8 protein-coding genes are annotated in these 11,495 nt (G+C 71.3%); 4 read left to right on the forward strand and 4 right to left on the reverse strand.

Going from position 1 to position 11,495, the window contains the following annotated elements; all coding sequences use genetic code 11:
• The first annotated feature begins 224 nt into the window (after positions 1 to 224).
• The 4 genes from AB0A74_RS41080 to AB0A74_RS41095 all read left to right on the forward strand — a co-directional run bounded on the left by AB0A74_RS41080 (position 225) and on the right by AB0A74_RS41095 (position 4,405).
• Positions 225 to 1,190: an alpha/beta hydrolase gene (locus AB0A74_RS41080; RefSeq protein WP_358258418.1), complete on the forward strand. Its 966-nt coding sequence runs from the start codon at positions 225 to 227 to the stop codon at positions 1,188 to 1,190.
• Between the two features lies 1 nt (position 1,191).
• Complete coding sequence (locus tag AB0A74_RS41085; RefSeq protein WP_358258420.1) at positions 1,192 to 2,028, forward strand: alpha/beta hydrolase; 837 nt, start codon at positions 1,192 to 1,194, stop codon at positions 2,026 to 2,028.
• Positions 2,029 to 2,111: 83 nt separating this feature from the next.
• Positions 2,112 to 2,528, forward strand: coding sequence for a DUF4396 domain-containing protein (locus AB0A74_RS41090; RefSeq protein ID WP_358258422.1), 417 nt, complete (start codon positions 2,112 to 2,114; stop codon positions 2,526 to 2,528).
• Positions 2,529 to 2,812: 284 nt separating this feature from the next.
• Positions 2,813 to 4,405: a tannase/feruloyl esterase family alpha/beta hydrolase gene (locus tag AB0A74_RS41095; RefSeq protein WP_358258424.1), complete on the forward strand. Its 1,593-nt coding sequence runs from the start codon at positions 2,813 to 2,815 to the stop codon at positions 4,403 to 4,405.
• Positions 4,406 to 4,549: 144 nt separating this feature from the next.
• On the opposite strand, the gene AB0A74_RS41100 is transcribed toward AB0A74_RS41095, so the two are convergent.
• The 4 genes from AB0A74_RS41100 to AB0A74_RS41115 are packed head-to-tail and all read right to left on the reverse strand — an operon-like array spanning position 4,550 to position 11,089.
• Positions 4,550 to 5,689, reverse strand: a complete 1,140-nt coding sequence (locus tag AB0A74_RS41100) for a glycosyltransferase (RefSeq protein ID WP_358258426.1) — start codon at positions 5,687 to 5,689, stop codon at positions 4,550 to 4,552.
• Between the two features lie 30 nt (positions 5,690 to 5,719).
• Positions 5,720 to 8,407, reverse strand: a complete 2,688-nt coding sequence (locus AB0A74_RS41105) for a beta-L-arabinofuranosidase domain-containing protein (RefSeq protein WP_358258428.1) — start codon at positions 8,405 to 8,407, stop codon at positions 5,720 to 5,722.
• Positions 8,408 to 8,425: 18 nt separating this feature from the next.
• Positions 8,426 to 9,739 carry a glycoside hydrolase family 43 protein gene (locus AB0A74_RS41110; RefSeq protein WP_358258430.1) on the reverse strand — a complete coding sequence of 438 codons (1,314 nt, stop codon included), beginning with the start codon at positions 9,737 to 9,739 and terminating at the stop codon, positions 8,426 to 8,428.
• Between the two features lie 3 nt (positions 9,740 to 9,742).
• A complete protein-coding gene (locus AB0A74_RS41115) occupies positions 9,743 to 11,089 on the reverse strand; it encodes a family 43 glycosylhydrolase (protein ID WP_358258432.1) in 1,347 nt (448 codons plus the stop codon).
• Between the last annotated feature and the right edge of the window lie 406 nt (positions 11,090 to 11,495).

Below are 11,495 nucleotides of genomic sequence, written 5' to 3' on the forward strand. Positions count from 1 at the left end.
AGGGTGGTTGCCTCCGGCAGGCCGTACGGGGAACGAACCGACGCCCTTCCACCCCCCGGGGGCCTGCCGCGCGGCGAGCGCCGCTTTTGATCTTTTCGCTCTTCGCTCTTCGCTCTTGATCCCTTCGCTCGTGAATCCACAGTCCAGACCCCCGAGCACCCCAGCCCCCGCACTCAAGGACTACGTGTTTTCCGTGGTTCGGACCTCCCACCCGGTGATCAACGATGGTCACCACCGAGGCCAGTCCGAACAAGGAGAACCACGTGTCCAGACCCGTCCTGGAGCCGGCCGCCCAGGCGTTCGCCGACGCCACAGCGCACCCGCCGTACCTGTTCGACCTGGGCCCCGAGGAGGGCCGCACGGTGGTCGACGGGGTCCAGAGCCCGCAAGTACCAGTCCCCGGCACGACCAAGCAAACCCTGTCCGGGCCCGCAATCACGCTGTTCCGCCCGGACGACGCCCCCGCCCCCCTGCCGGTCGTCCTCTACGTCCACGGCGCAGGCTGGGTGTTCGGCAACAACCACACCCACGACCGCCTGGCCCGCGAGATCGCCGCCGGCACCGGAGCGGCCGTCGTCTTCCCCGATTACAGCCTCTCCCCCGAGGCCAAGTACCCCACCGCCCTCAACGAGATCGAGGCCGCCGCCCGCTGGGTGGTCGAACACGGGCACGACCACGGCCTGGACCCGTCGCGCATCGCCGTCGCCGGTGACTCCGTCGGCGGCAACATGGCCGCGGCCCTCACCCTGTCCGCGCGGGACATCCCGTTCGCCGGGCAGGTGCTGTTCTACCCGGTCACCGACGCCGCGTTCGACACCCCGTCCTACCACCAGTTCGCCGAGGGCTACTTCCTGCGCCGCGACGCCATGCGGTGGTTCTGGGACCAGTACACGACCTCCGACGCCGAGCGCGCCCAGATCACCGCCTCTCCCCTGCGGGCCACCACCGATGAACTACGCGGCCTGCCGCCGGCGCTGGTGATCACCGCCGAGGCCGACGTGCTGCGCGACGAGGGCGAGGCGTACGCGAACAACCTGCGCGCCGCCGGCGTCCCCGTGACAGCGGTGCGCTACCAGGGCGTCATCCACGACTTCGTGATGCTCAACGCCCTTCGCGGGACCCACGCCGCCGAAGCGGCCATCACCCAAGCCGTCGCGTTCCTGCGCACGGTGCTGCGACAGGGGGCCTGAGATGACCGTCGAGACCGACCTCGCGCAGGTCGAAGCCGCCAACGCGAGCGGCCGGCCGCCGGTGGTGTTCATCCACGGCCTGTGGTTGCTGCCCAGCAGTTGGCAGCGGTGGGCGGCGGTGTTCGAGGCGGCCGGGTACGCGCCGGTCGTGCCGGGGTGGCCGGACGACCCGGACACCGTGGCCGAGGCCAACGCGCACCCCGAGGTGTTCGCCGGCAAGAGCGTCGGCCAGGTCGCCGACCACTTCGGCGACCTGATCGCCAAGCTGGACCGCGAGCCCGCCGTGGTCGGCCACTCGTTCGGCGGGCTGATCACGCAGATCACCGCCGGTCGCGGGCTGTCCGCGGTGTCCGTCGCCATCGACCCGGCCCCGTTCCGCGGCGTCCTGCCGCTGCCGATCTCGTCGTTGCGGGCGGCCGGCGTCGTGCTGGGCAACCCCGCCAACTACCACCGCGCCGTGCCGCTGACCTACGAGCAGTTCCGGTACGCGTTCGCCAACGCCGTCACCGAGGAAGAGGCGCGGCAGCTCTACGCGGAGTTCGCCGTCCCCGCGCCCGGCGAGCCGCTGTTCCAGGCCGCCGTGGCGAACCTCAACCCGTGGACCGAGGTCAAGGTGGACACCGACAACCCCGACCGCGGTCCCCTGCTGATCGTCTCCGGCGAGAAGGACCACACCGTGCCGTGGGCCATCGCCAACGCCTCCTACAAGCGGCAGAAGGACAACCCGGGCGTCACGGAGATCGTGGAGATCCCCGGTCGCGGGCACTCGCTGACCATCGACAGCGGCTGGCGCGAGGTCTGCGACACCGCGCTCGACTTCGTCCGCCGCTTCCACTGATCCGGCCGGTCGGGGTCCCGCCGCGGACCCCGACCTCCCCTCGGGAGAACACCCCTGTGCGCCAACACGCCGCAGGCTGGGGCATGGCGGTCAGCGCCACCCTGCACTGCCTCACCGGCTGCGCCATCGGCGAAGTCCTCGGCATGACCATCGGCACCGCGGCCGGCTTCGGCAACACCGCGACCATCGCCCTGTCGGTCACGCTCGCGTTCCTCTTCGGCTACGCCCTCACCGCGCGCCGCATCCTCAAGACCGGTCTGCCGCTGAGCCGGGCGATCCGCATCGCGCTGGTCGCGGACACCCTGTCCATCCTGGTCATGGAGGTGGTGGACAACGCGGTCCTGGTGGCCGTCCCGGGCGCGATGGACGCGGGTGTCGCCGACCCGATGTTCTGGCTGTCGCTGGCCGGGGCGCTGGCGGTCGCGTTCGTGGTGACCGTCCCGGTGAACCGGTGGCTCATCGCCCGGGGCCGCGGCCACGCCGTCGTGCCCCACCACTGAGCGCCTCCCGTGCCGTCATGCCCACCCCTGAGCGCCTCCCGCGTGGAAAAACCGCGAATTCTCCGCCCCGGTGTATCCACGCCCGCGCTCGCCGCTCTCTACTGGTGGGGCTCGGGGGAGCTGCAGTGCGGGTCGGCCGACCGCCGTCTGGCCGACCCGCACCACCCGGCCCGCACCACCCGGCCCGCGCGGTGACGTACGCGCATGACGTCATGCGACGGACGCCGGGCACCCCGCCACCTCCCTAGGGTCCGGGTCGTGTGCAACACCCATGAGGTAGTTCGATGAGGCCCTGGACCACACTCGTCGTGGCCGCCGTGCCACTGCTCGCCCTGGGCCCGGTCGTGCCGTCGGCCGCGGCCGAGACCGGCGTGAGCGCTTGCGCCCCGGTCGACGTGCCCGCGCCGGCGGGTGCGCGGATCGAGTCGGTGGTCGCCGAGCAACGGCCCGGCGGGACCGTCACGTTCCCGCCGACGCCGTTCTCCGCGCCGGCCCCGATCACCGACGTGCCGGCCTACTGCGAGGTCACCGTCACGCTCACCCACGACGGCACCGACCACGTCAAGGTCGCCGTGGCCCTGCCCGGCACCGGCTGGACCGGCCGGCTGCAGGCCGTCGGCGGCAGCGCCTACACCGCCGGCGACTTCGGCGCGCCGCTGGTCCAGGCCGTCAAGGACGGTTATGTCGGCGTCACGACCGACGCCGGCGTGCCGCTGACGTTCCTGGACACCAGCTGGGCCCTCAACCCCGACAACACCGTCAACACCACGCTGCTGACCAACTTCGCGACCCGCTCGGTGCACGAGTCCGCGGTCGTCGGCAAGGCCGTGACCAGGGCGTTCTACGGCCGTTCGGTGACGTACTCGTACTGGAACGGGTGCTCGACCGGCGGACGCCAGGGCTACGCCGAAGCCCAGCGCCACCCCGACGACTTCGACGGCGTCCTGGCCAACGCCCCGGCGGTCGACTGGACGCGGTTCGCCGTCGCCACGCTGTGGCCGCAGACCGTGATGAACAACGACCGGCACTTCCCGAGCAACTGCGTGCTGACCGCGTTCCGCCAGGCCGCGATCGCCGCGTGCGACCCCGACGACGGTGTCACCGACGGCATCGTCGACCGGCCCGACGAGTGCTCCTACGACCCGCGCACGCTGGTCGGCGCCAAGGTGCTCTGCGACGGCCGCGAGACCACCGTGACCGCGCAGGACGCCGAGGTCGTGCGCAAGATCTGGGCCGGCCCGACCGACACCCGCGGCCGGAACCTGTGGGCCGGGCTGCCCAAGGGCGCGGACTTCACCTGGCTGGCCGGGACCGCGGTCGACGGGAACGGCACCCCGTCGGCACCCGGTTTCCCGGTCGCGACCGCCTGGGTGCGGACGTTCCTGGCCAAGCAGCCCGGCTTCGACACCGCGAGCACCACCTACGAGCAGTACGCGGTCCTGTTCCGCCAGTCGGTGCGGGAGTACGACCGGATCATCGGCACCTCCGACCCGGACCTGTCCGGGTTCCGACGCGCCGGCGGCAAGCTGATCACGTTCGTGGGCTCGGACGACCAGCTGATCCCGCCCGGCGGCACGCTGGCCTACCGGGAGCGGGTCGAGCGGCTGATGGGCGGCGCGGACCGGGTGAACGGGTTCTACCGGCTGTTCCTCGCGCCCGGCGTGGAGCACTGCGGTGGCGGCGGGGGCGCGGCCCCGACGAACGCGCTGGGCGCGCTGGTCGACTGGGTCGAGCGGGGCAAGGCGCCGGCCACCCTGGCGGCGGCGAGCGCCGACGGCACCCGCACCCGCGACCTGTGCGCCCACCCGCGGGTCTCGCGCTACACCGGCCACGGCGACCCGGCGAACGCGGCGAACTACCGCTGCACCCGCCGCTGACGCCCCGAACCCGGACAACCGACGCCGACCCGCCGGCCCGACCCGGGCGGCCAACGCCGACCCAGCGCTGCCCGACGCCGGCCCCGGAGATACACCGTCGAGCCCGCCGCCCGCACCGGCCACCCGGTGCGGGCGGCGGGTGTCTCAAGCGTGGTCGGCGAGGGAGCGGGCCACGTCGTGGGGCGAGGGCATCGCGGCGACCTCCGCCGCCATCGCCGCCACCGCCGCCCGCACGCCCTCGTCGGTCAACAACCGGCGCGCCTTGGTCGCGATCACCTCCGCGCTCAGGTCCGCCGCGAGCACCTGGTCGCCCAACCCGGCCGCCGTCACCACGTCGGCGTTGCCGAACTGGTCCGCCCCCTGCGGTAAGACCAGGTGCGGCACGCCGGTGGCGAACGTGCCCATCGTCGCCCCGGCGCCACCGTGGTGCACCACGAGATCGACGTGCGGCAGCAGGTCGGCCTGCGGCAGCCACGGCCGCACCGCCACGTTCCCCGGCACCTCCCCCAACGCCGCCACCTCGACGCTCGGACCGGTGGACACCAGCACCCGCACGTCCAACGTCGCCAGCCCGGCGATCGCCGTGCGCAACACGCCGGCGTCGCCGAACGCGGTCCCCAACGTCAAGTACACCAACGGCTCCCGGTGCTCCCGCACCCACGACGGCAGCTCGCCCGGCTCCGAGAACGGCACCGGCCGCAACGGGACCGCGCGGCTCACGGCGAACTCGGGGTCCTGCACCGAGGGCGGGCAGATGTCCAGGTAGGGGTTGCCCAGCGACATCAGGTCCCCCTCGGGCAGCTCCACCCCGAGGTCCGCGGCGACCTCCGCCAGGTTTCTCCGCAACGCCTCCGGAGGCCCTGTCGGCCGCCACATCCGCCCGAACGAGTGGCACACGGCGGGCACGTCCGCGACCTTCGCCGCCAGGCCCGCGCCGGGGTTGGCCAGCTCGTGCACGACCAGGTCCGGCTTGCGGTCGAGGATGATCGGGATCAGGTCCGCCGCGCACCGGCGTGGCAGGATCGACCCGAACACCCTCGACACGCGCTCGGGCCGGAAGTCCGGCGACCGGCGCGCGGCCGGTCCGGCGTTCGCCAGGTCGAACGCGGCGAGCATGTCCATGCCGCCCGCGACGTGCTCGACGCCGTACGCCGTCACCGCCGGCGCGAAGGGGGCCGTGGTCACGAACGCGACGTCGTGGCCCACTTCGCGGGCGGCGATGGCGAGCGGCATGAGCGGGAAGGTGTGTCCGTAGGAGCCGAGGCTCGAAAAGAGGATTCGCACCGTCCAGAACGTAGTGGGGACCGATGTCGGTCAGATGAAACGCCACAGGTGGTCGTCGGTGCCGTTGTCGTCCCACAGGACGACCTGCGCGCCCGCCGCCGTGGACGCGTCGGCGACCCCCAGCACACGGCCGCCGTTCGCGCACTGGATGCGGAAGCAGCCGTTGCCGCCGTACCGCAGCCGCCACAAGTGGTCCGATGTCCCGTTGTCCGACCATTGCACCACTCGGGAGCCGTTGGCCGTGGCCGCGTTCTCCACGCCCAGCACCTTGCCGCTGTGGCCGTTGCGCAGCCGGAAGTAGCCGCCGGTGTCGGGCACGGCCGTCCACAGGTGGTCCGCCGTGCCGGTGTCACCCCACTGGATCACCGGGCCACCGTCGGCGGTGGACATGTCCCGCACGCCCAGGACCAGTCCGCTGCGCAGGTTCTGCACCCGGCGCGCCCCGAAGGGCACGAACCGCCACCGGTTGTCCGGCGTGCCGTTGTCCTGGTCCTGCACTGCCTGCGCGCCGGCCGCGGCCGACCCGTCGAGGATCGCGAGCAGCTTGCCGCTGTGGGCGTTGCGGATGCGGTGGGTGCCGTCGCCGCCGTCCACGACGGTCCAGCGGTGGTCGGCGGTGCCGTTGTCGGCCCACTGGAGCACACGGGCGTTGTCGGCGGTGGACATGTTCTCCACGCCCAACACCTTGCCGCTGTTGCGGTTGCGGAACCGGACCGCGGCCCCGTCGACCACCAGCTCCCAGTCGTGGTCCGCGGTGCCGGTGTCGTTCCACTGCACGGCCAGGCCACCGTCGGCGGTGGACATGTCCCGCACGCCGAGCACCATTCCGCTGCTCGCGTTGACCAGCCGGTATCCCCCGCCGGCGGCAGAGGTGCGCCAGTAGACGGTGTAGTTGTGGCCGTGGGCGTCGTAGAACGGCCCCAGATCGACACTGGACCCGTTGGCCCTGGCCGTGAACGCCAACCCGCTCGTGCGGGTGATCGAACCGACGTCGAGGTTCGGCAACGCGTTCAGCGCCGTGTTGCCGTAGTTCCCCGACAGCACCACCGGCCCGTAGGTGACCGCGGCGACCCCGGCATCGTCGTTGGCGGCGCGCAGCACCACCCGCATCGGCAGCCGCACCACGACCGTGTCACCGGAGGCCCACGACCGGGTGATCTCGGCGTAGGTGCCCGGAGAAGCGTCCTGCGCGACACCGTTCACGCTGACCGTCGCGCCGCTGGTCCACGCGGGGATGCGCACCCGCATCGTCCACGTGCCGCCGGCCGTGCCCGTGACGGTGAGCGTCGTGGTGTCGCTCGCCGGGTAGGCGGTGGTCTGGGTGACCACGATCCCCCGCGCCGACCAGGTCAGCACCGACGGGATGAACAGGTTCACCGTCAACGTGGTCCCGTTGTGGAAGTAGACGGAGTCCATCAACTTCGTGTTGGTCTCCAACGCCGTACCCTGGCAGCACCAGAACGTCCCGTAGTCGGTGCTGAAGCTGCCCCCGCCCATCAACGGCCCCACCTGACCGCGCCGGCCGCCGGGGTTGAGCGCGGTGAAGTAGCAGACGTGGCCGTGCGGGTCGGCCGGGTTCTGTTGGCCCAGCAGGTGGTTCAGCAACGCCTGCTCGTAGAAGTCGAAGTACGCGGCGTTGTTCGGGTCCAACTGCCACAGCTCGCGAGTCAGCTTGAGCATGTTGTAGGTGTTGCACGCCTCCGCGCTGTCGGGGCGCAGGTACGCGGCGATGGCGTTCGGGGCGCGGAAGTGCTCGGCCTGGCTGTTGCCGCCGATGGCGTAGGTGTGCGCGGTTACCGTGGCGGTCCAGGCGTTGCGGGCGATGTCGCGGTAGCGCGTGGTGCCGGTGGCCTTGTACTCGCGCGCCGCCCCGACCCACTTGGGCACCTGGGTGTTGGCGTGCAGGCCGTCGAGCCGGTCCTGGCCCGCCGCCAACGGGTCGAACACGGCCGCGTGGTCGAACCGCTGCGCGGTGGCCAGCCAGCGGGAGTCGCCGGTGTGCTGGAACAGGTCGGTCAGCACCGCGTTCATGCCGCCGAACTCCGTGCGCAGCGTGGTCTGCATCTGGCTGTAGCTCAACCGGGCCGTCCGCCAGTCCACCCACCCCGCGAACCGCAGCAGCACGTCCCGCGCCTGCGTGTTGCCGATCAGCCGCCACACGTCCAGCAGGCCCGCCAGGGTCTTGTGGATGCAGTAGTACGGCACGCCCCGCCGGGTGCCCGACTCGACCACGGTCAGGTCCGACTCCGGGAACCCGGACAGGTAACCGGGGTTGAACCCGGCCGCCGCGTTGTTCGCCTGACACTTGGCCAACTCCGCGACCATGTGGTTGGCCTTGTCCCGGCAGACGGTGTCCCCCAGCACCGCCCACGCCTGCGCCCACGCGGTCAGGAAGTGCCCCTGGCTGTGCGTGCGGAACTCGAAGTTCGGGGCCTCCCACCCGCCGCACGCCGCCGCGCCGCCGGTGGACAGCCGGTGGTTGGCGCGGAAGTTGTAGAGCAGCCGCTCCACGTCGACGAACCGCAGGTAGTTCAGCGTGCGGTTCTGGTTGTCCAGCCACCGGCTCGCCGACAGCCGGACCTGGCCCGGCTCGAACGGGTGCACCGCCACGCCGATGTCCGGCCGGACCGGCGGCACCGCGGCCACCGCCGTCCCGGTGGCCAGCGTGGCGGGGATCGCGAAAGCGGCCTGCAACGCCGCGCGTCGGTTGAAGGGCATCAGGGCTCCCGGGTCTGGTCAAGCCAGTGGCGCGGTCACGGTGAAGGAGGCGTCACCGGCGAAGGTGGCGTCGCTCGCCCGGGGGTCCAGGCGCAGCGCGTAGTCGTAGTGGCGCAGGTAGCGGCCGGGGAAGTTGTAGGACTCGAACGACGTCGTGCCACCACCGGCGAGCCCGGCCCGTCCGCAGAACGTGGCGTCACCGCGGAACAACGCCGTCCCGTCGTCCCGGGCCAACACCAGCCGCATGTTGTTGTGCCGCAGGTAGTAGCCCGGGTAGTTGACCGACTGGAACGAGTGGCACCCGGCGTGGGCCAACCCCGCGCCGATGGTGAACGTCGCGTCACCGCGGTCCACCGCCGTCACGACCGGGTCGATCCGGACGAGGTTGTCCCGGTGCCGCACGTACCGGTCCGGGTAGTTGGCCGACCGCAGCGACCGGTTGCCCACCGGCACCGCCGTGCTGTCGCCGACGTCCTCCCGCAACACCGTGAAGTGCCGCGCCGTCCCGGTCAGACCGGGCAGTTCCACCTTCGCGCCGAACGAAACCAGGTCCCCGCTGTCGGCGTAGTAGTAGCGGCCCGCGGCGTACTGGTCGAAGTAGATGCGCCACCGGCCGTCCGGCAGCCGCACCAGCGCCGGCCCCTCCAGCCCCGAGCCCCAGCCGGCCCAGTTGCCGGTGCCGACGAACTGCCACGGGCCGTTCAGCGAGGTGGCGGTGGCGTGCTCGATGTACTTGGTGGTCTCGTTCTTGAGGAAGTTGTGGTAGGTGCCGCCGACCTTCACCAGGAAGCTGTCGATGTAGTTCGCCGGGATGCCCAACGGCACCGGCGCGGTCCACGCCGAAAGGTCACCGTTGGTGGCCGTGATGCGGTAGGGCCGGAACTGGCCCGCAGTGCCGGTGGTGGAGGCGGAAAACACGACGTGCACGCTGCCGTCGCTGTCCCGGAACCACTCCGGCGCCCACGTGCTGCCGGTCGAGCCGTTCAAACCGACGGTCACGTTCCGCAGGAACGTCCACGTCGTGTAGTCGGCGCTGCGGGCGAACCCGATCGTGTTGCCGGTCCACCCGGTCGTGTAGACGACGTAGTAGTAGCCGTCGGTGTGCCGCAGGACGCTCGGGTCCCGGATCAGGCCGGACGGCGGCCGGTAGGCGTTGGCGCGCACCAGGTTGAAGTTCGACGCGTTCGACGAGTCGTACACGTACATGTTCGACTCGCTGCTGTTGGTGAACGCGGTCATCAGGTAGTGCGGCACCGGACCGGCCGCCCGCGCCGGCGGGGCGACCAGCAACGACGCGCCCAACGCGAGCACGAGCGCCCAGACGAGTCTCATCGTTCACTCCAGCACGAACGTCGCGTCGGCCCGCCCCAGCGCGTCGGGCGCGGTTCGCAGAACCATCTGGTAGTCGAAGTGCCGCAGGTAGTACCCGGGGAAGTTCACCGACTCGAACGACACCCCCGCCCCCGACGCCAGTCCCGCGCGCCGGAGGAAACTCGCGTCGGCCCGGAACCCGGCACCACCGTCGTCCCGCTCGACCCACACCTCGTGGTTGCGGTGCCGCAGGTAGTAGCCGGGGAAGTTGGCCGACTCCAACGACACCGTGCCCGAGCCGGACAACCCGGGTACCACGCGGAACTGCGAGTCCGCCAACGGCTGCACGTTCGCCTCGATCCGCGCCCGGTACTCCCAGTGCCGCACGAACCGGTCGGGCACGTTGTAGGACTTCAGCCGCACCGGCGTGACGCCGTCGGCGACCGGGATGCCGAAGTCGGGCGTGCCGTCCGCGCGCCAGTAGAACTTCTGCACGCGGGTGCGGCGGTTCGGGTCGCGCAGCGGGTCGCCGACGATGTCGCGGTAGTTGCGGTCGTGGTAGACCAGGATGTCGCTCTGCCCGTCCTCGGAGACGGTGAACGAGTTGTGCCCGGGACCGTACTGCCCGGTCGCGGCGTTGCTCGCGAACACCGGAACCGCGGACTTGGTCCACGAGCCGGGGTTGAGCAGGTCCGCCGACGCGCTCGCGCTGAGCATCCCCAGGCAGTAGTTGTGATCGGTGGCGCTGGCGGAGTAGGTCAGGAACACCCGCCCACCACGCTGCACCACCGCCGGCCCTTCGGCGACCTTCACCCCACCACGGGTCTCCCAGTCCAACGTCGGCACGGTCAGCCGCGCCACCGCCCCGGTGATCTGCCACGGGTTCGCGCCCATGCGGGCCAGGTACACGTTGGAGTTCGTGGCGATCCCCGGCTCAGCCTGCGCCCACGTCAGGTACCGCACACCACCCACCACGAAGGTGGACATGTCCAAGGAAAAGGTGTCCCACGGAACGTTCACCCGGCCTCGTTCGACCCACGTGCCGGTCAACGGGTTGGCACTGGCGTTCTCCAGCACGTACGGCCGAATGCGCCACACGTCGTCGGCACGCCCGGCGGCGAAGTAGACGTACCACTTGCCGTTGACGAAGTGGATCTCCGGGGCCCAGATGTGCGCCCCCATCTCCCCACCAGCGTGCCGCCGCCAGATCACCGACTCGGGCGCGCCGGCAAGCCCTTGGATGGTGGTAGCCCGCCGCAACACGATCCGGTCGTACTCCGGCGCCGTGGCGGTGAAGTAGTAGTAGCCGTCGGTGTGCTTGACGATGTGCGGATCGGCCCGCTGGTTGGCCACCGGATTCGCGTACTGCACAGCCGGCGAGGCAACGGCAACAGGCGCACACACGGCAACCACCATCGCCACGACCACGGCCGCGAAGCCTGATCGTCGGGAAAGGCGCACGTCCATCGGGCAGTCCTCTCTCCACACGCCCCGGTCGGCGTTGACCCCACCCACTGTTGTTATCGCTAACAATCACGACATCAACAGCGCACGGTTCGGCGTGCTTGCGGGCTCTATGATTAGCGCCACCACCCCAGCCCTGTCAACAGCCGAGCGACCACCGACTGTTAACGCTCACAGCGACCACACCATCACACCCGACCGCAAAACGCACGATCGCCCTTCGAAGGGCTGCCAAGCCACAGGAAGGGCCTCGGTTCGTTCCCCGTACGGCCTGGGCGCAGCCCAACCGCGCTTCTCCCTTCTTGGCAACCAG

Source organism: Saccharothrix sp. NPDC042600 (assembly GCF_040647305.1).
GTDB classification, from domain to species: Bacteria; Actinomycetota; Actinomycetes; order Mycobacteriales; family Pseudonocardiaceae; genus Actinosynnema; species Actinosynnema mutabilis.